Source organism: Phenylobacterium ferrooxidans (assembly GCF_042714595.1).
GTDB lineage: Bacteria > Pseudomonadota > Alphaproteobacteria > Caulobacterales > Caulobacteraceae > Phenylobacterium > Phenylobacterium ferrooxidans.
Genome location: NZ_JAOTJD010000020.1, coordinates 39,155 through 60,291, shown reverse-complemented (window position 1 = coordinate 60,291; position 21,137 = coordinate 39,155). Strand labels below are relative to the sequence as shown.

18 protein-coding genes and 1 other RNA gene are annotated in these 21,137 nt (G+C 68.3%); 8 read left to right on the top strand and 11 right to left on the bottom strand.

Going from position 1 to position 21,137, the window contains the following annotated elements:
* Positions 1 to 78 precede the first annotated feature (78 nt).
* Both OCL97_RS11940 and OCL97_RS11935 read left to right on the top strand, forming a co-directional pair.
* On the top strand, positions 79 to 1,668 hold the full coding sequence (locus OCL97_RS11940; RefSeq protein ID WP_377370248.1) for a flavin monoamine oxidase family protein: 1,590 nt from the start codon (positions 79 to 81) through the stop codon (positions 1,666 to 1,668).
* 2 nt (positions 1,669 to 1,670) lie between these two features.
* Entirely contained in the window at positions 1,671 to 2,081 is a 411-nt protein-coding gene (locus OCL97_RS11935) for a c-type cytochrome (RefSeq protein WP_377370247.1), read from the top strand.
* 59 nt (positions 2,082 to 2,140) lie between these two features.
* Here the strand turns inward: OCL97_RS11935 and OCL97_RS11930 are convergent, their stop codons facing one another.
* The 3 genes from OCL97_RS11930 to OCL97_RS11920 all read right to left on the bottom strand — a co-directional run bounded on the left by OCL97_RS11930 (position 2,141) and on the right by OCL97_RS11920 (position 4,397).
* Complete coding sequence (locus OCL97_RS11930) at positions 2,141 to 3,460, bottom strand: acyl-CoA dehydrogenase family protein (protein WP_377370246.1); 1,320 nt, start codon at positions 3,458 to 3,460, stop codon at positions 2,141 to 2,143.
* 83 nt (positions 3,461 to 3,543) lie between these two features.
* Positions 3,544 to 3,918, bottom strand: a complete 375-nt coding sequence (locus tag OCL97_RS11925; protein ID WP_377370245.1) for a VOC family protein — start codon at positions 3,916 to 3,918, stop codon at positions 3,544 to 3,546.
* Positions 3,919 to 3,974: 56 nt separating this feature from the next.
* A complete protein-coding gene (locus OCL97_RS11920) occupies positions 3,975 to 4,397 on the bottom strand; it encodes a hypothetical protein (protein WP_377370244.1) in 423 nt (140 codons plus the stop codon).
* 233 nt (positions 4,398 to 4,630) lie between these two features.
* Between OCL97_RS11920 and groES the strand changes: the two genes are divergently transcribed.
* Together groES and groL are read left to right on the top strand one after the other, a co-directional pair.
* Positions 4,631 to 4,918, top strand: coding sequence for a co-chaperone GroES (gene groES / locus OCL97_RS11915; protein ID WP_304775889.1), 288 nt, complete (start codon positions 4,631 to 4,633; stop codon positions 4,916 to 4,918).
* A gap of 53 nt (positions 4,919 to 4,971) precedes the next feature.
* Positions 4,972 to 6,618 carry a chaperonin GroEL gene (gene groL, locus OCL97_RS11910; protein ID WP_304775891.1) on the top strand — a complete coding sequence of 549 codons (1,647 nt, stop codon included), beginning with the start codon at positions 4,972 to 4,974 and terminating at the stop codon, positions 6,616 to 6,618.
* Between the two features lie 66 nt (positions 6,619 to 6,684).
* Here the strand turns inward: groL and OCL97_RS11905 are convergent, their stop codons facing one another.
* Both OCL97_RS11905 and OCL97_RS11900 read right to left on the bottom strand, forming a co-directional pair.
* Entirely contained in the window at positions 6,685 to 6,900 is a 216-nt protein-coding gene (locus tag OCL97_RS11905) for a hypothetical protein (protein ID WP_377370243.1), read from the bottom strand.
* On the bottom strand, positions 6,900 to 7,253 hold the full coding sequence (locus OCL97_RS11900) for a phage holin family protein (protein ID WP_377370242.1): 354 nt from the start codon (positions 7,251 to 7,253) through the stop codon (positions 6,900 to 6,902). Before OCL97_RS11900 ends, OCL97_RS11905 begins: the two co-directional genes overlap by 1 nt.
* 58 nt (positions 7,254 to 7,311) lie before the next feature.
* On the opposite strand from OCL97_RS11900, the gene OCL97_RS11895 reads away from it, so the two are divergent.
* From OCL97_RS11895 to OCL97_RS11885, 3 genes are all read left to right on the top strand, one after another.
* Positions 7,312 to 7,506, top strand: a complete 195-nt coding sequence (locus OCL97_RS11895) for a tautomerase family protein (protein WP_377370241.1) — start codon at positions 7,312 to 7,314, stop codon at positions 7,504 to 7,506.
* A 76-nt stretch (positions 7,507 to 7,582) separates the two neighbouring features.
* Positions 7,583 to 8,209, top strand: coding sequence for an EF-hand domain-containing protein (locus tag OCL97_RS11890; RefSeq protein WP_377370240.1), 627 nt, complete (start codon positions 7,583 to 7,585; stop codon positions 8,207 to 8,209).
* Positions 8,210 to 8,313: 104 nt separating this feature from the next.
* Positions 8,314 to 10,047: an ATP-binding protein gene (locus OCL97_RS11885; RefSeq protein WP_377370239.1), complete on the top strand. Its 1,734-nt coding sequence runs from the start codon at positions 8,314 to 8,316 to the stop codon at positions 10,045 to 10,047.
* A gap of 20 nt (positions 10,048 to 10,067) precedes the next feature.
* On the opposite strand, the gene OCL97_RS11880 is transcribed toward OCL97_RS11885, so the two are convergent.
* The 6 genes from OCL97_RS11880 to OCL97_RS11855 all read right to left on the bottom strand — a co-directional run bounded on the left by OCL97_RS11880 (position 10,068) and on the right by OCL97_RS11855 (position 15,569).
* Positions 10,068 to 10,907: a TIGR00282 family metallophosphoesterase gene (locus OCL97_RS11880; RefSeq protein ID WP_304775904.1), complete on the bottom strand. Its 840-nt coding sequence runs from the start codon at positions 10,905 to 10,907 to the stop codon at positions 10,068 to 10,070.
* Positions 10,908 to 10,916: 9 nt separating this feature from the next.
* Positions 10,917 to 11,489 (bottom strand): 5-formyltetrahydrofolate cyclo-ligase, encoded by a 573-nt coding sequence (locus OCL97_RS11875; RefSeq protein ID WP_377370238.1) that lies wholly within the window; start codon positions 11,487 to 11,489, stop codon positions 10,917 to 10,919.
* Positions 11,490 to 11,515: 26 nt separating this feature from the next.
* A non-coding RNA gene (ssrS, locus tag OCL97_RS11870) (6S RNA) lies at positions 11,516 to 11,678 on the bottom strand.
* Between the two features lie 72 nt (positions 11,679 to 11,750).
* The gene (locus tag OCL97_RS11865) at positions 11,751 to 13,397 is read right to left on the bottom strand and encodes a pilus assembly protein TadG-related protein (RefSeq protein WP_377370237.1); all 1,647 of its coding nucleotides are present in this window, start codon (positions 13,395 to 13,397) and stop codon (positions 11,751 to 11,753) included.
* 110 nt (positions 13,398 to 13,507) lie between these two features.
* Positions 13,508 to 15,307 (bottom strand): M2 family metallopeptidase, encoded by a 1,800-nt coding sequence (locus OCL97_RS11860; protein ID WP_377370236.1) that lies wholly within the window; start codon positions 15,305 to 15,307, stop codon positions 13,508 to 13,510.
* Positions 15,308 to 15,395: 88 nt separating this feature from the next.
* Positions 15,396 to 15,569 (bottom strand): hypothetical protein, encoded by a 174-nt coding sequence (locus OCL97_RS11855; RefSeq protein WP_304775912.1) that lies wholly within the window; start codon positions 15,567 to 15,569, stop codon positions 15,396 to 15,398.
* A gap of 287 nt (positions 15,570 to 15,856) precedes the next feature.
* Between OCL97_RS11855 and OCL97_RS11850 the strand changes: the two genes are divergently transcribed.
* Positions 15,857 to 20,977 carry an alpha-2-macroglobulin family protein gene (locus OCL97_RS11850; RefSeq protein ID WP_377370235.1) on the top strand — a complete coding sequence of 1,707 codons (5,121 nt, stop codon included), beginning with the start codon at positions 15,857 to 15,859 and terminating at the stop codon, positions 20,975 to 20,977.
* Positions 20,978 to 21,137 lie beyond the last annotated feature (160 nt).

Sequence of the window (21,137 nt, the reverse complement as noted above, 5' to 3'; positions counted from 1 at the left end):
ACCCACCCCTAAGCTGAAGGTTGGCGCCGGCCCCGCGCCGTCCCCTAGGCCTGGAGCCTGGCGTTCAGGGGGCGGCTTATGGAAGAGACCGGGAAGACGACAAGACGGCAGCTGCTGTCGACCATCGGGATGCTGGGCGGATCGGCCCTGATGTACAACATGATGACCACCCTCGGTTACGCCGCCGAGAGCCAGTTCACGGGGCCGCCCAAGCTGTCGGGCGCGCGCAAGGGCGCCTCGGTGATCGTGCTGGGGGCGGGGCTGGCCGGGATGCTGGCGGCCTATGAGCTGACCAAGGCGGGCTACAAGGTCACGGTGCTGGAGTACCAGAACCGCGCCGGCGGCCGGAACTGGTCGGTCTATGGCGGCGACACGATCACCGAGATGGGCGGGGCGACCCAGAAGGTGGGCTTCGCCGACGGCAACTACCTGAACCCCGGTCCCTGGCGCATTCCGCACAATCACCGGACCCTGCTGCACTACTGCAAGGCCTTCAATGTCGAGCTGCAGCCCTTCGTGCAGTTCAACCACAACGCCTATGTCCACAACACCGAGGCCTTCGGCGGCAAGCCGCAGCGGTTCAAGTCCCTGGCCGCCGACTTCGAGGGCAATGTCGCCGAACTGCTCGGCAAGGCCATCGACCAGAAGGGCCTGGACGCCAGCGTCACGGCCCAGGATCGTGACCGCCTGAAGGAGGCCCTGCGCGAGTGGGGCATGCTGGATCGCGACATGAAGTACGCCAAGAACCTGCGCTCGTCGGAGCACCGCGGGTTCGCCCGCAATCCCGGCGGTGGGGTGGATGGCGCGCCGTCGCCGTCGGAGGTCTTCGCCCTGAAGGACGTGCTGGATTCGAAGATCTGGCGGAACATGTCATTCTTCATGAACGAGGAATTCCAGACCACCATGTTCCAGCCGGTGGGGGGCATGGGCATGATCGGCAAGGCCTTCGCCAGCCAAGTCCAGCCGCTGATCACCTACAACGCCAAGGTTACCAAGATCGACCAGGGCAAGAAGGGGGTGAGCGTCACCTATTCCGACACCGGGACCGGCGTGGTGACGGAGGCCAAGGCCGACTGGTGCGTCTGCACCATCCCGCTGACGGTGCTGAGCCAGATCGAGAACAACATGTCGGAGAAGATGAACGCGGCCATCGCCGCGGTGCCCTACTCCAACTCGGTGAAGATCGGCCTGGAGATGAAGCGGCGGTTCTGGGAGGAGGACGCGGCCATCTATGGTGGCCACTCCTTCACCAACCAGGAGATCGGCCTGGTCTCCTATCCCAACAACAACTTCCTGCAGGACGGCCCCGCCGTGCTGCTGGGCGCCTTCGCCAGCGGGATGAGCGGCTATCACCTGGCCGGGATGACGCCGGCCGAACGCATCGAGGCGGCCCTGGCCCAGGGGTCGGTCTTCCACCCGGAGAGCTATCGCAAGGAGTTCTCGAACGGCGCCTCGGTGGCCTGGAACCGCGTGCCCTGGATCCTGGGCTGCTGCGCCCGCTGGACCGAGGAGACCCGCGCCGCCCACTACCAGGACCTGGTGGCCCTGGACGGCCGGGTGGTGCTGGCCGGCGAGCACGCATCTTACGTCGGCTGCTGGATGGAGGGCTCCCTGCTCTCCTCCCTCGACGCCATCACCCGTCTGCACAAGCGCGCGCTGGAGGCCTGAGCATGAAGATGATTTCCAAGCTCGGCCTTGTGCTGGCCTTTTCCCTGGCCGCGCCCGCCATGGCCGACGAACCCGGCCCCGGGGGCGGCAAGCCGCCCGTGCCGGTGCCCGGTGAACAAGTCTACCGGATGGTCTGCCAGACCTGCCACATGGCCGACGGCAAGGGGGCGGTGGGGGCCGCGGCCTTCCCGGCCCTGGCCAGCAATCCGAAGATGAAGATGGCCGCCTATCCCATCGTCATGGTCACCAAGGGCCGCGGCGGCATGCCCGGGTTCACCGACATGCTGAGCGCCGAACAGACGGCCGCGGTGATCACCTATGTGCGGACCAACTTCGGCAACGCCTATCCCGAGCCGGTGACTGCCGAGGACGTCAAGCGCCTGTCGTCGCCGCCGGCGGCCGCGGGCCACTAACGAAAAGAGGCGGGGACTGTCGCCCCCGCCTCTCCTTCCGTCTCGATGTGGCGGAACGACTAGTTCCGGAAGACGGCCGCCGTGGAGGCGTCGGCCGGCATCTCGCGGTACTGGCGCAGTTCGTTGCGGCCCACGACCATGTGGTGGACTTCATCGGGGCCGTCGGCGATCCGCAGGGTGCGGGTGGAGGTGTACATGCGGGCCAGCGGGGTGTGCTGCGACACGCCCAGGGCGCCGTGCATCTGGATGGCCTGGTCGATGATCTCGCAGACCCGTTCCGGAACCAGGGCCTTGACCATGTGGATCCAGATGCGGGCTTCCTGGTTGCCCAGGACGTCCATGGCCTTGGCGGCCTTGAGCACCATCAGGCGCATGGCCTCGATCTCGATGCGGGCGCGGCTGATCTTCTCGATGTTGCCGCCGAGCTGAACCAGCGGCTTGCCGAAGGCCTCGCGGGACAGGCCGCGGGTGACCATCAGGTCCAGGGCCTTCTCGGCCTGGCCGATGGCGCGCATGCAGTGGTGGATACGGCCGGGGCCGAGGCGCAGCTGGCTGATCTCGAAGCCGCGGCCCTCGCCCAGCAGCATGTTCGACGCCGGCACGCGGACATTGTCGAAGATGATGTGCATGTGGCCGTGCGGCGCGTCGGGATCACCGAACACGTTCATGGGGCCGACGATCTTCACGCCGGGCGCGTCGGTCGGGACCAGGATCTGCGACTGGCGCAGGTTGGGCGGACCATCCGGGCTGGTCTGGACCATGGTGATCATGATCTTGCAGCGCGGGTCGCCGGCGCCGGAGATGTAGTGCTTCTCGCCGTTGATGACGTACTCGTCGCCCACCAGGGTGGCGCGGGTGTTGACGTTCTTGGCGTCCGACGAGGCGGCGTTGACCTCGGTCATGGCGAAGGCCGAGCGGATCTTGCCGGCCAGCAGGGGCTCCAGCCACTGCTTCTTCTGCTCAGGGGTGCCGACGCGCTCCAGGACTTCCATGTTGCCGGTGTCAGGCGCGGCGCAGTTCATGGTCTCCGAGGCCATCGGGTTCTTGCCCAGCTCGACGGCGATATAGGCGTAGTCGAGGTTGGACAGGCCCTCGCCGGTCTCGGCGTTGGGCAGGAAGAAGTTCCACAGGCCCTCGGCCTTGGCCTTGTCCTTGGCCTTTTCGAGGACTTCCAGCTGGCCCGGCGCATAGGACCAGATGTCGGCCTTGCCCTCGCCCAGACGGTGGAACTCCGCCGACATCGGATTGACGGTTTCCTTGATGAAGCGCTTCACATGCTCCAGCAGCGGCAGGGCCTTCTCGGACATCCGCAGGTCGTTGAGCTCGTCCATCGGGTTCAGCTTGAAGCTGGACTGGGCCTTGTCCTGGGTCTCGCTCATCGGGTCTCTCCTGCGGATTGTTGGTTGCCGCCAGCTTCGCGCACTTTCCGCCGAAATCCAAACAAGCGTTTCAATTTACAGCGTCACGCCGGGCGCGCCGGTCCCGCACCGTGGCACACCGCCTCGATGTTGTGCCCGTCCGGGTCGAGGACGAAGGCGCCGTAATAGCTGGGGTGATAGTGCTCGCGCAGGCCGGGCGACCCGTTGTCGCGACCACCGGCCGCCAGAGCCGCGGCGTGAAAGGCGTCCACCGTGGCGTGGTCGGGCGCGCTGAAGGCGACATGGCAGTAGCCCGCCTTGTCCCCCTGGCCGATCCAGAAGAACGGGCGCCCCGCGCCATAGCCCGAGGCGTCCTCCATGGGGACCAGCCGGGTCAGGCCGAGGGGCGCGAGCGCCTTGTCGTAGAAGGCCTGGGCGGCGGCGTGATCGGCGACCTTCAGGCTCACATGGTCCAGCATCGGCGTCCCTCCTCGGTTTGACCCGAGGCTAGGACGCCCTGCCGGCTTGGCAATCCCTACTTGGCGGACAGCTTGTCGGCGCCTTCGCAGGCGGCCGACACCAGGGCCTTGTCGTCGGCGCTCTCGACCTTCTTGGCGGTGGCCGAGCGCCAGGTGTCAGACAGGGCCAGGGGCTTGGACGGCGCGTAGGAGCCGATCAGCACGATCGTCCGGGCCCGGCAGTCGAGGGCCACGACGCTGCCGACGCCGTCGGCGGCGCCGGGGGCCGAGGGACCCAGGCGCGGGGTGGCGCCCGGCTTGCCGATCGCCTGCAGCACCACGACCTTGCCAGAGGCGCTGTCGCGATAGGCGTAGTCGGTGTCGTAGGACCACTGCAGGCCCTTGTCGGTGACGGCGCTGTAGGGCTTCCAGGTCTCGGCGCTGGCGGCGGACGCTACGGCCGCGACGGACAGGGCGGCGAGCGCGATGAGGCGACGCATGGATATTCTCCTGGGATTTCTGGGTTCTTCCCTCGCAGAACCCTTATCCGGGCGGTCCCCCGGGGGCCAAGCGGATTCGCCCGCGAACCCCTTTCGCCTCCAGCCAAGCTTGACTCCAGAGCCTTGGGACCCTACCTCCCGGCCGTCGTTAGCACTCAGGGGCCACGGCTGCTAACGGTCGGCCCCTTGTGCGACGCAATCCATTCAACCGTTTCGAACGGAGAGAAAAAGACATGGCGTTTCGTCCCCTGGGAGACCGCGTGCTGATCAAGCGCGTCGAAGAAGAAGAAAAGACCAAGGGCGGGATCATCATTCCCGACACCGCCAAGGAAAAGCCGCAGGAAGGCGAAGTCGTCGCCGTCGGCCCCGGCGCCCGTGATGACAGCGGCAAGATCCAACCCCTGGACGTGAAGCCGGGCGACAAGATCCTGTTCGGCAAGTGGTCGGGCACCGAAGTGAAGATCGACGGTCAGGACCTCCTGATCATGAAGGAAAGCGACGTCCTGGGCGTGGTTGAATAACCACCTCCTCCGCTCTCCTCCCCTCCATAAAATTCTGAAAGAGCTGAACAAAAATGGCCGCTAAAGACGTCTATTTCTCCTCCGACGCGCGTGACCGCATGCTGCGCGGCGTCAATGTCCTCGCCAACGCCGTGAAGGTGACCCTGGGTCCCAAGGGCCGCAACGTGGTGATCGAAAAGTCCTTCGGCGCCCCGCGCTCCACCAAGGACGGCGTCTCGGTCGCCAAGGAAATCGAACTGTCTGACCGCTTCGAGAACCTCGGCGCGCAGATGATCCGCGAAGTCGCCTCCAAGACCAACGACAAGGCCGGCGACGGCACCACCACCGCCACCGTCCTGGCCCAGGCCATCGTCGTCGAGGGCCTGAAGTCGGTCGCCGCCGGCATGAACCCGATGGACCTGAAGCGCGGCGTCGACAAGGCCGTCACCAAGGTGCTGGCCGAGATCAAGGCTTCGGCCAAGAAGGTCACCACCAACGCCGAGATCGCCCAGGTCGGCACCATCTCCGCCAACGGCGACACCGAAGTCGGCGAGATGATCGCCAAGGCCATGGCCAAGGTCGGCAACGAAGGCGTCATCACGGTTGAAGAAGCCAAGACCGCCGAGACCGAACTCGACGTCGTCGAAGGCATGCAGTTCGACCGCGGCTACCTGTCGCCCTACTTCATCACCAACGCCGACAAGATGGAGGTCGAACTCGAAGAGCCTCTGATCCTGCTCTACGAAAAGAAGCTGACCTCGCTGCAGCCCCTGCTTCCAGTCCTGGAAGCCGTGGTCCAGTCGGGCCGTCCCCTGCTGATCATCGCCGAGGACGTCGAGGGCGAAGCCCTGGCCACCCTGGTGGTGAACAAGCTGCGCGGCGGTCTCCGCGTCGCCGCCGTCAAGGCGCCGGGCTTCGGCGATCGCCGCAAGGCCATGCTGGAAGACATCGCCATCCTGACCGGCGGTGAGCTGATCAGCGAAGACCTGGGCATCAAGCTCGAAAACGTCGGCCTGGAAATGCTGGGCAAGGCCAAGAAGGTCTCCATCACCAAGGACGACACCACCATCGTCGACGGCATCGGCGCCAAGGACGCGATCGAAGGCCGCATCGGCCAGATCAAGCGCCAGATCGAAGACACCACGTCTGACTACGACAAGGAAAAGCTGCAGGAACGTCTGGCCAAGCTGGCCGGCGGCGTCGCGGTCATCCGCGTCGGCGGTTCGACCGAAGTCGAAGTGAAGGAAAAGAAGGACCGCGTCGACGACGCCCTCAACGCGACCCGCGCGGCCGTGGAAGAAGGCATCGTCCCCGGCGGCGGCGTCGCCCTGCTGAAGGCCTCCAAGGCTCTGGACGGCTTCAAGGGTGACAACGCTGACCAGGAAGCCGGCGTCGCCATCGTGCGCCGCGCCCTGCAGGCCCCGATCCGTCAGATCGCCGAAAACGCCGGCGTCGAAGGCTCGATCGTGGTCGGCAAGGTCATGGAAAACAGCTCCGCGACCTTCGGCTTCAACGCCCAGACCGAAGAGTATGTGGACATGGTCGCGGCCGGCGTCATCGACCCGGCCAAGGTGGTCCGCACCGCCCTGCAGGACGCGGCCTCGGTCGCCGGCCTGATGATCACCACCGAAGCCGCGATCGTCGAGGCGCCCAAGAAGGGCGGCCAAGGCGGCCCCGACATGGGTGGCGGCATGGGCGGCATGGGCGGCATGGACTTCTAAGTCCAACCCCCTAAAGCGCTTAAGATTGAGGGCGGGGCCGCGAGGCTCCGCCCTTTTTCGTGCGCGCTACTCGCGTTTGAGCTTTTCGAGCAGCGGGCTCAGCTCGCCCTTGATCTCGTAGACGCCGACATCCTTGACCATTTGCGGCGTCGCCCATTCCGGCCAGGGCTCGATGACCTCGATGTCGCGGAAGGCGGTGGTGAGGGCGCCCGGTGACTTGGCCTTGATGAAGGCCCACTCGACCCCCAGCTCGCCCTTGTGACGGATCAGGAAGGTCGCCATCAGTCGGACTTTCCGTCGCCCAGCACGGCCCCGCCGATCCAGCTGACCACGCCCACGATGATCGAGGCGAGGATGCCCGGAATCAGGCCCGAGATCGTGAAGCCCGGCAGCAGCAGGGCCACCAGCCCGATCATGGCGGCGTTCACCACCAGCAGGAACAGGCCGAGCGTCAGGATGGTGAGCGGCAGGGTCAGCAGGAAGACGATCGGCCTGACGATGGCATTGACCAGCCCCAGCAGCAGCGCGGCCAGCAGCAGATCCAGCCAACCGGAATAGGAGACGCCGGCCAGGACCACGGCGGCGAGCCAGAGACCCAGGGCTGCGATCAGCACGCGGGCGAGGAAACGGGACATCGGCGAACTCCGGCCTTAAGGACGAGGCGACTTAAGCCACAGCATCCAGGAAGGCTCCATGCCCTACGTCAATATCCGCATCACGCCCGGCGCCACCCAGGCCCAGAAGGAGGAGCTGATCGCCGGCGCCACCGAGCTCCTGGTCAAGGTGTTGAACAAGAACCCGCAGACCACCTTCGTGGTCATCGACGAGGTGGAGCGTGAGCATTGGGGCGTGGGCGGCCAGAGCCTCGCGGCGCGGGACAAGGGCTGAGTTTCACCTGCGTTACAGTCGCGGCTTAGTTTGGTCCCATGACCTTGGCCAATGGATCCCGACCAAAGGGATCTTCATGCGCCACCTGCTGTTGCTCGCCGCCCTGATCGCCACGCCGGCCGCCGCCCAGCCGGGCGGGTTGTTCATCAGCCCCTCGGGTGAACCCTTCCGGGGCGGCGAGGGCCGGCAGGCCTGGTTCGCCAGGGCCGACGCCGACCATGACGGGGCGCTCAGCCTGGCGGAGTTCCGCACCGACGCCATGGCCTTCTTCAAGGTCCTGGACGCCAATGGTGACGGCAAGGTCGACGGCTTCGAGAACAGCGCCTACGAGACGAAGATCGCCCCCGAGATCACCCGGATGAGCTTTCCGGGCGAGGGCGGCGGCGACCGCCGCGGCCCCATGGGCGGCGACAGCCAGGCCAGCCACATCCCGCGCGGCGGTCCCGACGGTCCTCGGGGCGGAAACCGGCACGGCGGCGGCCCGCGCCGCGCCGCGCCGCGCGAGGGCGCCGCCCGCTACGGCCTGCTGAATGAGCCGCAGCCGGTGCGAGGCGCCGACGCCAACCTCGACTGGAAAGTCACCACCGAGGAGTGGGCCAAGGCGGCCGGCAGGCGGTTCGCGCTCCTCGACGCCGACGGTGATGGCCAGCTGACCCTGGCCACCTTGCCCGGGCGTCCCGCGGAGGCCCGTCCGCCCCGATGAGGCGGATTTTGTTCTCCGGCGCCAAAAACGAAGATTTCACGTTTGCCGGCCTAGGTTGACGAAGGGGAATTCGACACGCGCCAAAAGGGGGGCCGGCTGGAAACATGACGCTGCGCGGCCTGCTCAACGAACAGCTGGATATCGTCGGCGCGGAATCGCGCGCGACCCTTGGGATTCGCCTCGTCCTCACCTTCGTCAGCGGCCTGCTGCTGGGCCTGAATTTCGGACCCGCGCTTGCGGCGATCTGGCTCTGCGCCGTGGCGGCTAGCGAGGCCTGGACCTGGTGGGTCACCCGCGAGCCCGCCGCCGGCCGGCCCAATTCCATGACCAACCGCCTGCTCTATGTCGGAGCCACGGTCGCGGTCAGCCTGTTCTGGTCCGGCGCAGCCTGGCTGTACTGGCGGACAGGGTCCCAGGCCCTGCAGCTCACCTGCATCGCCATCTCCGCGAGCCAGATGATCCACGGCCAGTGTTTCGCCTTCCGCTCCAAGCTTGCGCTCGGCATCCTGACCGGTATCCCCGCCGCCCTGCTTATCGGCCTGCTGATCCTGGACGGCGGCTTCAGCGGCGCGCCGCTCCTCACCCTGGCGATCAGCCTCAGCCTGGCGGTGCTCTACGTCTTCAACAGCGCCGTGGTGAACATGCGCAGCGCCCAGGCCCTGGAGGACGCGCAGGCCACGGCCATAGAGGCCAACCAGGCCAAGTCCGCCTTCCTGGCCATGATGAGCCACGAGCTGCGGACCCCGATGAACGGGGTCCTGGGCATGGCCCACGCCCTGAAGCAGACCCGTCTGGACGAGCGCCAGGGCGCCCAGGTGGAGATGCTGATCCGCTCGGGCGACGGGCTGATGGCCATCCTCAACGACATTCTCGACGTCTCGAAGATCGAAGCCGGCAAGCTGGAGCTGGAGGAAATCGCCTTCGACCTCACCGAGGTCGGCGCCAGGGTGATCGACCTGTGGCGCGAGACCGCCAGCGCCAAGGGCGTCGAGCTCAGCTACGAGCTGGCGCCCGGCGCGCCGCGCTGGCTGGCCGGCGACCCCAACCGCATCCGCCAGATCATGCTGAACCTGGTGTCCAACGCCTTGAAGTTCACGCACGCCGGCGAGGTCCGCCTGTCGGTCCGGCGGGTGATCGCCCAGGGTGAGGAGTCCGCCTGTTTCGAGATCGCGGTTTCCGACACCGGCATCGGCATCACGCCTGAGCAACAGGCCAGGCTTTTCCACGCTTTCGCCCAGGCCGACGCGGCCACGACGCGCAAGTTCGGCGGCACTGGCCTCGGCCTCGCCATCTGCCGTCAGCTCACCGACCTGATGGGCGGCGTGATCATGGTGGAGAGCGAGCCCGGCCGGGGTTCGGTGTTCCGCGTCACCCTGGAACTGCCCCGCGCTGACGCGGTCGACCTGGCCGAACCCGAGGCGGCGAGCGGCGGGCTTTCGGGCCTCACCCTGCTGGTCGCCGAGGACAACCCGATCAACCAGGCGGTGGTCCGCGCCGTCCTGGAGGCGGTTGGCGCGCGTCTCGAGACCGCCAACGACGGCGCCGAGGCCCTGGAGATGCTGCGGGAGAAGGCCTTCGACCTGGTGCTGATGGATGTGCACATGCCGCGCATGGACGGCATCGAGGCCCTGCGCCGCATCCGCGCGGGCGAGACGGGCGACCCGCGTCAGCCGGTGATCGCGCTCACCGCCGACGCCATGCCAGGCGAGGACCAGAAGCTGCTGGCCCACGGCTTTGACGACGTGCAGCCTAAGCCGATCCAGCCCATGGCCTTGATCGCCGCCATCCTCGACGCCTGCGAGGCGCGCGCGGAAGGGGTCGAGACGGAAGTCGCCTGAACCAGGTCGTCGTGGCCGGGCTACTCCGCCGCCACGGCGTCCAGGACGGGCACGGTTTCCGACAGCCGCCCGCCGATGCGGATCGGCTCGACCCGGCGGGCCAGGCCCGTGGCGTCGTCGGTCTCCACATAGACCCCGCAGACCGTGGCCGGACCTTCGGCCGGCTTGTAGCGGCCGCCCGAGATGCGGGTGGTGAAGCGCCTTAGGGGCTCTTCCTTCTGGTTGCCGATCACGCTGTCATAGTCGGCGCAGGCGCCGGCGTCGGTCTGGTAGGCGGTGCCACCGTTGAGGATCTGGCAGTCGGCGGTGGGGACGTGGGTGTGGGTGCCCACCACCAGGCTGGCGCGCCCGTCGCAGAAGTGGCCCATGGCCATCTTCTCGCTGGTGATCTCGGCGTGCATGTCCACCACGATGGCGTCCACGGCCATGCCCAACGGGCAGGCCTCCAACTCGCGGTCCACGGCGGCGAAGGGGTCATCCAGGCTGTCCATATGGACGCGGCCCAGGACATTGATCACCAGGATGCGCTGGCCCTTGTCGGTCTCGAACATCTGCGAGCCGCGGCCCGGCGTGTCGGCGAACAGCGGATAGTTCACCGGCCGGATCAGGCGCGGTTCGCGCACGATATAGGTGAGCGCCTCCTTCTGGTCGAAGGAGTGGTTGCCCAGCGTCAGGCAGTCGGCCCCGGCGTCGAACAGCTCGCGGGCCGTGTTCTCGGTGATGCCGAAACCCGCCGCGGCGTTCTCGGCGTTGATGATGACGAAATCCAGGGCCAGCCTGCGGCGCAGGGCGGGCAGATAGTCGGCGATCCCGTCGCGGCCGGCTCGGCCCACCACATCCCCGAAGAAAGCAAAACGCATTGAAAGTCCTTAGGTGTTCTGGACTTCCCTATAGCCCGTTTCCGTGAGGATGGCGTCCAGCCTCTGGTCGTGCGGGTCAAGATCCATCGGTTCGACCTCCTGGCCGGCATAGGCCAGGCCCAGGACAAAGACCGGCCGGCTCGAGCGAAGGCTCTCCAGGGTCCGATCATAATGACCTCCGCCCTGGCCCAGGCGGCCGCCCCGGCGGTCGAAGGCCAGCAGGGGGGCGATCACCAGGTCCGGATGCAGTCCAGGGGCGGAGGGCGGCGGCGCCGGCACGCCGACCGCGTCGGGAACCAGGGTGTCGCGGGAATCCCAGGCTCGAAAGACCAGGGGCGCGTCGCGGGACAGGGCCACCGGCAGGGCCAGCATGGCGCCGGTCGCCGCCAGCCTGCGGATCAGCGGGCTGGGGTCGAGCTCCGATCCCAGGGCATGGTAGCCGCCGAAGGCCGCGAAGGCCGGCAGCCGTTCCAGGGGCAGCAGGGCCGCGGCCCGCTCGGCCGCATCGGGGGCCGCGATGGCCAGGGCTTTGCGCAGGACGCGCAGGCGCGCCCGCTGCTCGGTCTTGGAGGTCGGGGACAAGGTCTCACCCTAGGGAGGGAAAGGGTGGCGGCGCCGCGAGAGCCGTGAAGGACGGTTAAAACCCCCTCGGACCTGGTATACCAGGTGGGCGCCATATGCCCGGGCCCACGAGCCCGGACAGGGACAGCTCCCGTAGAGAGAATTAAGGTCTCTGGGATTTGTTGCCTTCGACGAGATCCGCAGCAGACCCGCCAAGGACCAAGATAGGCCCCCGGGGTCGACTTCTCAAGCGCCGCCACGCGATCACCGGGACCGGCGCGGTTATTTCGCCAGCCTCAGGTTGTCGATGGAGCCTGCGATAGCGTCGAAGGCGGCCTGCAGATCGTCGACATCCTGCACGTCGTAGAACTTGTCCGGTGTCGAGGCGCAGTTCTGCAACAGGGACGAGGAGCCGCTATTGACCTCCACCCGCACCGTATAGACCACGATGTCCCGGGCCTTCACGGCCGTACAGAGCTGCGTCAGCCGGGCGTCGATGGCGTCGGCGCGCACGTTACCGTCCGACGAGGTGGTGCCCAGCATGTTCTGCCAGATGTAGCCCAGGCCGCCATAGAACGAGCCGTTCGATTCCCCGCTCCTGGACGGATTGTTCATGGTGTTATTGCCGTCGGTCATCAGGATGATGATCTTGCGGACGTGGGCGGTGCCGTAGGGCGAGCCGCCGGTAAGCGGGCCGGAAGGCGCCACCGCGTGCCAGCCCCAGACCAGGCCCAGGGGAATGTTGGTTTCCCCCACCGCGGTCATATTGGTGATGCCGGTCTTGATGGAGGCGCTGCTGGTGGTCAGTGGGATGACGGGCTGCAGGGTGCAGCCGGCGTTGGGGCCCAGGGAGTAGGCGCCGTAGCCCGAGCCATCGAGGCTGAAGGCCCCCGACCGCGCCATGCTGCCGCCGGCGTACTTGGCGGTCCGGCGCTGCTTCTGCCGGGCGGTCAGGCCTGAGGCGCCACCATCGTTCATGTAGTTGTTGTAGTGATTGCTGTCGGGCTCGTCGGGCCAGAAGTAGGGAATGAACATCGACGCCGGGGTCGCCGAACTCGCCGCGTCCTCCCGGATGTCATAGGGCTGACGGCGCTGCTCGACGCAGCCGCCCCAGGACTGACCAATGTTCTTCATCATCGTGAAGCGGTCGGTCTTGGTCGTGGAGCCAGAGCTCACCTCGAAGATGTCGTTGTTCGTGGACCCCGCCCAGTGCGCGGAGCCCAGCGGGTCGATCCAGGTGGGAATGCCCGGCCCGGTGCGGTTCGTAGGGTTGTAGCTGGTGAGCGCCGTGGTCCCCTGCACGCGGACCGTGGTGGAGAACGGCACCAGGGCGATCTTTAGGGGGTCGGTCTGAACGCTGCGCGCCGAGGCCTCCACCAGCTTGTCCACCAGGGCCGCCGCGGCGTCCTTGAGGGTGGCGAGCTTCGTGCCCTGCATGGAGCCGGTGTTGTCGAGCACCAGGGCGATCTCGAGCCGGTCGAGGGAGCGCACGACCTCGGCGTTGGCCTTGACGTTGGTGTGGTTCCAGACGCCGGGCGCCAGGGCCGGGGGCGTCACCTCGGCATAGCCCACCACCTTGTCCCCCACGAGGGTGAAGTTCGAGGCCACCAGGGTGGCGCCCGCCGGCAGGACCAGGTTGGCGGTGAGGGCGGCGTCGCCCACGGCGTCCACCGCGCCGCTGGTCGTGCCGGTGGAGCGCGCGGCGAAGAGGGCCGCGGCGTCCAGGGCGTCCTGCAGGTTGTTGCGCTGGGTCGAGGCCAGGTAGATGTCGAACATGCCCAGCATCAACGGGGCCAGCAGGATAAGGGAGACCGCGAAGAACACCGCCGCGGCGCCGCTCTCGTCCCGGGCGCCGGCCACGCAGCGGCGCAGCAGCCGCACCCGCCAGTCCATCGCCCGAGTCTCGTCTTGGTCCAGTTTCGCGCGCACGCCACGCCCCCGATCTCAGGAATATCGGGGGAGTTTCGCAGATCAGCGTAAACGAAAGAGGCGCCCCGCAGGGTAAACGGCGCCGCAAGGAATTCCTCGCGGCGCCCCGCTTACCAGCCGCAGCGCTCGCCCTTGTTCTGCTGGGTCAGCCAGCCGTTCAGAGGCTTGAAATACTCGGTGATGGCGCTGCCGTCGGTGCGCGTCTCGCCCGAATAGACCTTGAGGGTCTCCTGCCAGGGCTGGGAGTTTCCGAGCTCCAGCATGGCGTTCAGCTTCTCGCCCACATCCTTGCGGCCATAGAGGGAGCAGCGGTGCAGCGGCCCCTTCCAGCCCATCTGCTTGCAGGCCGCGCGCTGGAACTGGAACTCGTAGTTGAAGGCCAGGAAGTAGCGCATGTAGGGCACGCTGGCGGCGATGTGGTACTTGGCGGCCGGATCAAAAGCGTCGGCGGGACGCGGACCGGGCGGGGCCAGGCCCTGGTACTGGCCCCGCAGTTTCCACCAGGCCTCGTTGTAGTGCGCCTCGTCCACCTGGCCGGAGAACACCTGCCAGCGCCACTTGTCGATCATCAGGCCGAAGGGCAGGAAGGCGATCTTGTCGAGCGCCATCTTCAGCAGATAGGGGATGTCCTCCTCCGCCCCTGGGACCTTTTCCAGCAGGCCGATCTGGTTGAGGTAGGTGGGGGTGAGCGCCGACATGCCGGCCAGGTCCCCGACCGCCTCGTGGAAGCCGTCATTGGCCGAGCCCTTGAAGAGATAGGGCTGAGCCGAATAGGCGCGCTGGTAGTAGTTGTGACCCAGCTCATGATGGACGGTGTAGAAGTCGTCGGCGTTGACCTTGAAACAGGCCTTGATGCGGATGTCATCGCGGTCGTTCACGTTCCAGGCCGACGCGTGGCAGGTGACCTCGCGGTCCCGCGGCCGCTCCAGCATCGAGCGTTCCCAGAAGGTCTTGGGCAGGGGCGCGAAGCCCAGGGACGAATAGAAGGCTTCCCCGGTCTGGGTCATCTTCACGGGCGTATAGCCGTGAGCCACCAGGAGCTTGTCCAGATCATAGCTGGAGGCCGCGGTCTTGGGCGCCACCACGTCATAGATGTTGCCCCAGGTCTGGGCCCACATGTTGCCGGTCAGGTCAGCGCGGATCGGGCCGGTGCGCGGCTGGACCGCATCGCCGTACTTGTCGTTCAGCCGGGCCCGCACATAGCAGTGCAGGTTCCGGTAGAAGGGCTCCACCTGGGTCCACAGCCGGTCGGTCTCGGCGGCGAAGGCGTCAGGGTCCATGTCGTAGTTGGAGCGCCACAGCGCCCCGGTGTCGGCGAAGCCAAGGCCCTTGGCGCCCTCATTGGTCAGGGCCGCCGCCCTGGCGTAGTCGGCCTTCATCGGCGGGGAAACGGTGTGCCAGCCCTCCCAGACCGCCTTCAGCTCGGCGGGGTCGCGGCTCTTGGCCAGGATGTCCTCGGCGTCATTCAGGGTCAGGGTCTTGCCCTGGTGCTGGAACTTACCGGTGGAATAGGTGGAGTCGAGCCTGGACTGCAGGCCGGCGAGTTCGGCCGCCGCGCCGGGCCGGTCGGGCGCCGGCGAGGTGAGGAACAGCTTCAGCAGCTTCAGCTTGCGGGCGGTCACCGGGTCGACAGCGACCCCGTCATACTTCGCCGCCTGCTTGGCGTAGCCGGTGGCCAGCACATTCTGCTCGGCGCTGGCCTTGGCCTCGAGCCACTGGGTGTCCTCGGTGATGTAGGTGGCGCGGACCCAGGAAGAGCGGGCGGCGTATTCGCTGAAGGCGGCGAGATCGGCCTCAGCCTTGTCGGCGAAGGCCTTGGCTTCCGCCGGGGTGGGCTTTGCGCCTTGGGCGGCGGCCGGCCCGAAGGCCAGCAGGGCGACCGCAGTGGCGGCCAGAAGTAGGGATCGCATGCGAGGGATGTCCTTGCGCGTCAGGGGCGCGGCGCGTCTGCGCCGCCATGACCGCGATGGGACGTCCAGGCGCGTCGGCGGTCAAGCGCTAGGCGCGCATCTCCGAGGCGGCGCGGCGGATGGTGTCCTCCACCGCGGCCTGGGCGCCCGACTGGCTACGATCCAGGCCGGTGGCGACGGTCTCGCCGTCCAGGTCATAGACCGACCACGACCAGCCAAGCTCGGCATGGGCCAGTGAGTAGGCGAACGGTTGGTCTGTCATGGGCGGCCTCGCGTTGTTGCGTTGCAGCAAGAATGCTTGATGACGACTCCAACGCACCTTTGTGTCAAGCGGTGGTGCGCCTCATGCAGTGCAGCGAGCAACATCTTCGTGACCGGCCAGACAGACGTCTGACGTCACAGGGGTCGCGTCGAGACGCAACAGCGACCCGGTGGGTCCGCGCCTTGGAAATCGGCTGGTAAGGCGTCCGCAACAGGTTACGCCAATTGACCTTGGCTAAGCTTTGCCCTCCCCTCTCGCGGCAACACCAGTCATCCGGGGAGGGGGCGATGGCTCCGAGCGACGAGACGCCGACCGAGGGCGCGCCTGAGCCCATGCCCCGGCCCGATCCCGCCCCGCAACGCCCCGCCTCGACGTTCCGTGGCCGCCTGCGGGGGTGGACCGATCGGGCGCGTTCCAGCCGTGTGCCGGGCCTGCTGGCCGCAGGCCTGCTGGTGGCGGCCTTCGGCGGCGGCTTCATGGCCGCCAAGGGCATGGACGGCTTTTCCCTGTTCGGCGCCGGCAAATCCGGCCCCGCCGCCAAGCTGGAGCCAGGCGCCCAGGGCTGGTCCCTGTTCGGCAAGCCCCGCAACGCCAACGCGCCCCGCCGTGGCGTCCCCAAGCCCGAAGGCTTCGCCGTCTGGCGCTCGCGCATCGACACCTCCAAGCCTGAGCCCCTGGCCTGCGTCGAGCTGACCCGTCCGCTCGATCCCGCCAAGTCCTATGCCGACTATGTGCTGGTGGCGCCCGACATGGGGGGCAGCCCCGCCGTCTCGGTGAAGGGCTCCGAGCTGTGCGTCGCGGGCGTCGGCTTCACCGACCGCCGCGTGACCCTGCTGAAGGGCCTGCCCGCCCGGGGCGGCGAACTCCTCGCCGCAAACGCCGATGTCGACTTCACCTTCGGCGAAAAGCCCCCCTATGTCGGCTTCGCCGGCGAGGGTGTGATCCTGCCCCGCGAGGACGCCGACGGCGTCGGCATCGAGACCGTGAACGTGTCACGCCTCTATGTGGAGGTCTGGCGCGTGGTGGACCGCAACCTGGTCCGCAAGTCGATCAGCGCGCCCGATCCCACGCCCGAGGGCCAGTATTCCGACGACTACGGCTCCGACAGCCCCGACGACGAGGGCCGGATCGTCTGGAAGGGCGAGGTGGCGGTGAACGCCCAGAACGTCGGCGACCGCACCACCACCGTCTTCCCCCTGGGCGCCGTGCTCAAGGAGATGAAGCCGGGCGGCTACGTCATCAAGGCGCGCGACGCCTCCGGCGGCCGGGCCATCAAGGGCGACGACGGCGAGAACCTCGACCCCAATCCGCCGGCCCAGGCCAGGCGCTGGGTGATGTTCACCGACATGGCCCTGTCGGCCTATGACGGCTCCGAAGCCCTCGACGTCGTGGTCCGCTCGCTGAAGACCGCCAAGACCCTGCCGGGCGTGAAGGTCACCCTGGTGGCCCGCAACGGCGAGGACCTGGCCGTGGCCAACGCCGACGCCTCGGGCCGCGTGCGCTTCGACCACGCCCTGCTGGAGGGCGAAGGCCCCGCCGACGCCAAGATGGTGATGGCCTATGGACCGGCCGGCGACCTCGCCGTGCTCGACCTCGACCGCGCCCCTGTCGACCTGTCGAAACAGGGCATCGGCGGCCGCACCTCCGAGAGCCCGGATGGCGGCGTGGCCGGCCGTTCGGTCTCCACCGCCGTCGACGCCTACATCTATGGCGATCGCGGCATCTATCGCCCCGGCGAGACGGTGCACCTGAACGCCCTGCTGCGCGACCGTGAGGTCAAGGCGGTGAAGGATCGCAAGGGCGCCATCGTCGTGCGCCGTCCGTCCGGCGTGGAGTTCAAGCGCTACGCCTTCGACCGCGCCCCGGCGGGGTCCGTCGGCGCCGATGTCGTCCTGCCCAAGAGCGCGCCCCGCGGCCGCTGGACCGCCAAGGTCGAGATCGACGGCCTGGAGCAGCCCGCCGGGACCCTGAGCTTCTCGGTCGAGGACTTCGCCCCGCAGCGGCTGGCGGTGACCACGGTCGGCCAGGAATCCGTTCCGCTGAAGGCAGCGGAGATCCGCAATGTCGATATCAACGCCCGCTTCCTCTACGGCGCTGCCGGCGCCGGCCTGCAGGTGCAGGGCGAGGCGCGACTGAAGGTCGACGCCGATCCCTTCCCGCAGTTCGAGGGCTATCAGTGGGGCGACCAGGTCAGCCCCTTCGAGGAGAAGTATCTCGCCCTCGGTCAGACCGTCACCGATGGCGAGGGCCGGGCCACCCTGAAGCTGTCGGCCGCCGAGGCCGGCGACACCCCCCAGCCCCTGTCGGCCGTCATGACCGCGAGCGTCTTCGAGCCCGGCGGCCGGCCGGTGCGCGAGGGCCTGAACCTCAAGGTCCGCACCAAGGCCCTCTATCTGGGGGTCAAGGTCGACCAGGGTGACTCAGGCGGCAGTGGCGATCCCACCATCGCCCTCAACGTCATCGCCGCCGACGCCATGGGCAAGCGGACGTCGGCCAACGGCGTGGCCTACAGTCTGATCGCCGAGAACTGGGACTATGACTGGTACCAGCAGGACGGACGCTGGCAGTGGCGCCGGACCAGCCGCGACGTGGTGGTGCAGAAGGGCGCGCTGAACGTGGGCGCTGGGGCTCCCGCCCGCATCGCACGCCGTCTCGGCTGGGGCGACTATCGCCTCGAGCTCACCGGACCGGGCGGCGCGAAAAGCGTCATCCGCTTCGCCTCGGGTTGGGGCGCGCCGGCCAAGGACGTGGAGGCCCCCGACTTCGTGCGGGTCAGCGCCGGAGCCCAGACCTACGCCCAGGGCGACACCGTCGAGATCACGCTGAAGCCCCCCTATGCCGGCGAGGCTCAGATCGCGGTGGCGACCGACCGGCTGATCGACTTCAAGACCGTCAGCGTCGGCAAGGAGGGCGCCACCGTGCGCCTGAAGACCAACGGCGCCTGGGGCGGCGGGGCCTATGTCCTGGTGAGCGTGGTTCAGCCCCGCGATCCGGTGGCCGCGCCCAAGCCGCGCCGGGCGCTTGGCCTGGTCTACGTCCCCCTCGATCCCAAGAGCCGCAAGCTCAGCGTCGAGCTGAACACCCCGGCCAAGGTGGACTCCAAGGCCCTGCTCAGCGTGCCCATCACCATCAAGGGCGCCGGCCTCGGCGGCCGGGCGCACGTGACCCTGGCGGCCGTCGACGAGGGCATCCTGCGCCTGACCAAGTTCGACAGTCCCGATCCGGTGAAGTGGTACTTCGGCAAGAAGGCCCTGACCCTCGGCTACCGCGATGACTACGGCCGCATGCTCGACCCCAACCTGGGGGCGCCCGCCAATGTCAGCTTCGGAGGCGACGAGATCGGCGGTGAGGGCCTGACGGTCACCCCCATCAAGACCGTGGCCCTGTGGTCGGGCGTGGTAGAGACGGGCCTGGACGGCAAGGCGGTGATCAAGTTCCCGGCGCCGGACTTCAACGGCGAACTGCGGCTGATGGCCGTGGCCTGGACCGACACCGCCGTGGGGTCGGCCTCCAGGCCGCTCACCGTGCGCGAACCGGTGGTGACCGAACTGTCCCTGCCGCGCTTCCTGGCGCCCGGGGACAAGGCCTTCGCCACCCTGGAATTGCACAATCTGGAGGGCAGGGTCGGCGCGTATGTCGCCCAGCTTACCTCGTCGGGCGGGATACTGGCGCCCTTCAAGAAGGCCTATCAGCTGACCCTCAACCAGCGGGTCGCCGAGCGGATCGCCTTCGACGCCCCCACCCGCGCCGGCATCGGCAAGGTCGGGTTCACGGTCACAGGCCCGGGCTTCACGACGGTGCGCGACTATCCGATCCAGACCCGCCTGGGCTGGAGCCCGGTCACCCGCACCACCATCGAGTTGCAACGTCCCGGAACCAGCTACACCCCGACGGCCGACCTGCTATCGGGCCTGGCGGCGGGGGACGCCACGATGCAGGTCAGCTACTCGCCGTTCCGGGGCTTCGACCCCGGGCCGATCGCTGTGGCCCTGTCACGCTACCCCTATGGCTGCACCGAGCAGACCATTTCGGCAGCCTATCCCCTGCTCTACGCCCAGGAGGTCAGCAGCGACCCGAAAGTGAAGCGCTCGTCGGCCGCCCTGGCCGGCGCCGTCGGACGCTTGCTGGATCGCCAGACCCTCGACGGGGCCTTCGGCCTCTGGCGGGTGGGCGACGGCGAGGCCGACGCCTGGCTGGGCGCCTACGCCACCGACTTCCTGATCGAGGCCCAGCGCGCGGGCGTGCCCGTGCCGCAACAGGCCGTCGACCGGGCGCTGTCGGCCATGCGCCAGATCTCCCAGCCCACCGGCTGGGTCTCGATCTCCTACCGCACCGAATATCCCGAGTGGTGGGCGGGCTCGCCCGACGCCTCGAAGAAGGCCACGGCCAGCATGCGCAGCCGCGCCTCGGCCTACGCCCTCTACGTCCTGGCCAAGGGCGGACGGGGCGACCTGGGCCGCCTGCGCTGGTGGCACGACGTGCAGATGAAGGGCGAAAGCTCGCCCCTGGCCAAGGCCCAGGTGGGCGCGGGCCTCGCCCTGATGGGCGACCACGCCCGGGCCCGCTCGGCCCTGCGCCAGGCGATCCGCAGCCTGGGCTATCGTGAGGAGAGCGACTGGTACCAGAGCCCGCTGCGGGACCTGGCGGCCGTCATCGCACTCGCCTACGAGGCCGGGGAAAGCGGCATGGCGCGCGGCCTGCAAGGCCGGCTGGAGAACGCCGTGAAGGACCCTGACAGCCTCAACACCCAGGAGCAGGCCCGCCTGCTGCAGGCCGCCCACTTCATGCTGAAAGCGGCGGGACCGATGAAGGTCACCGCCGCCGGCGCCACCCCGCTCAGCCCGGCGGGCGGAGCGCCGCGCTGGGCCGTGGGCAAGCTGTCGGCGGCCAGCTTCACCAACGGCGGCAATGCGCTCTGGCGGACGGTGACGGTGACGGGAACCCCCATCGCCGCGCCGCCGGCCAGCGAGAGCGGCATCACGCTCAACAAGCGGCTGGTGGGCTTCACCGGCGGCGCGGTCGATCCCCGGGCCCTGCGCCAGGGCGACCGGGTGATCGTGGTGGTGTCGGGACGCTCCAGCCAGGCGCGCTCCATGGCGCTGGTCATTGACGATCCGCTGCCGGCCGGCTTCGAGATCGAGACGGTGCTGGGACCCGACGACGCCCAGAACGGACCGTTCCGGTTCCTGGGAACCCTGACCGGCGCCGACGTCCAGGAAAGCCGCGACGACCGCTATGTCGCCGCCACCGACCTGGCGGGCAAGGCGAGCTTCTCCTTCGCCTATGTCGCCCGCGCGGTGACCGCCGGCGACTTCCTGCTCCCCGGCGCCCACGCCCACGATATGTACCGCCCGGCGCTCAACGCCCGCACGGCCGCGGACCGGACAACGATCACGCCGGGGCCGTAGCTGTAAGTGGACTGGCGTCAAATCTTCCTCCCCCGTTTACGGGGGAGGGGGACCGCGCGGAGCGTGGTGGAGGGGGCAAGACCGGGCGCCGAGCCTGAGGTCGCCCCCTCCACCGCTTCGCGGTCCCCCTCCCCCGTTCCCGTTGGTCACGGGGGCGGAA

Bases quoted from the DNA above. Each gene is read 5' to 3' on its own strand.
- OCL97_RS11940 (WP_377370248.1), top strand. From the start codon at position 79: ATGGAAGAGACCGGGAAGACGACAAGACGGCAGCTGCTGTCGACCATC.
- OCL97_RS11935 (WP_377370247.1), top strand. From the start codon at position 1,671: ATGAAGATGATTTCCAAGCTCGGCCTTGTGCTGGCCTTTTCCCTGGCC.
- OCL97_RS11930 (WP_377370246.1), bottom strand. From the start codon at position 3,460: ATGAGCGAGACCCAGGACAAGGCCCAGTCCAGCTTCAAGCTGAACCCG.
- OCL97_RS11925 (WP_377370245.1), bottom strand. From the start codon at position 3,918: ATGCTGGACCATGTGAGCCTGAAGGTCGCCGATCACGCCGCCGCCCAG.
- OCL97_RS11920 (WP_377370244.1), bottom strand. From the start codon at position 4,397: ATGCGTCGCCTCATCGCGCTCGCCGCCCTGTCCGTCGCGGCCGTAGCG.
- groES (WP_304775889.1), top strand. From the start codon at position 4,631: ATGGCGTTTCGTCCCCTGGGAGACCGCGTGCTGATCAAGCGCGTCGAA.
- groL (WP_304775891.1), top strand. From the start codon at position 4,972: ATGGCCGCTAAAGACGTCTATTTCTCCTCCGACGCGCGTGACCGCATG.
- OCL97_RS11905 (WP_377370243.1), bottom strand. From the start codon at position 6,900: ATGGCGACCTTCCTGATCCGTCACAAGGGCGAGCTGGGGGTCGAGTGG.
- OCL97_RS11900 (WP_377370242.1), bottom strand. From the start codon at position 7,253: ATGTCCCGTTTCCTCGCCCGCGTGCTGATCGCAGCCCTGGGTCTCTGG.
- OCL97_RS11895 (WP_377370241.1), top strand. From the start codon at position 7,312: ATGCCCTACGTCAATATCCGCATCACGCCCGGCGCCACCCAGGCCCAG.
- OCL97_RS11890 (WP_377370240.1), top strand. From the start codon at position 7,583: ATGCGCCACCTGCTGTTGCTCGCCGCCCTGATCGCCACGCCGGCCGCC.
- OCL97_RS11885 (WP_377370239.1), top strand. From the start codon at position 8,314: ATGACGCTGCGCGGCCTGCTCAACGAACAGCTGGATATCGTCGGCGCG.
- OCL97_RS11880 (WP_304775904.1), bottom strand. From the start codon at position 10,907: ATGCGTTTTGCTTTCTTCGGGGATGTGGTGGGCCGAGCCGGCCGCGAC.
- OCL97_RS11860 (WP_377370236.1), bottom strand. From the start codon at position 15,307: ATGCGATCCCTACTTCTGGCCGCCACTGCGGTCGCCCTGCTGGCCTTC.
- OCL97_RS11855 (WP_304775912.1), bottom strand. From the start codon at position 15,569: ATGACAGACCAACCGTTCGCCTACTCACTGGCCCATGCCGAGCTTGGC.
- OCL97_RS11850 (WP_377370235.1), top strand. From the start codon at position 15,857: ATGGCTCCGAGCGACGAGACGCCGACCGAGGGCGCGCCTGAGCCCATG.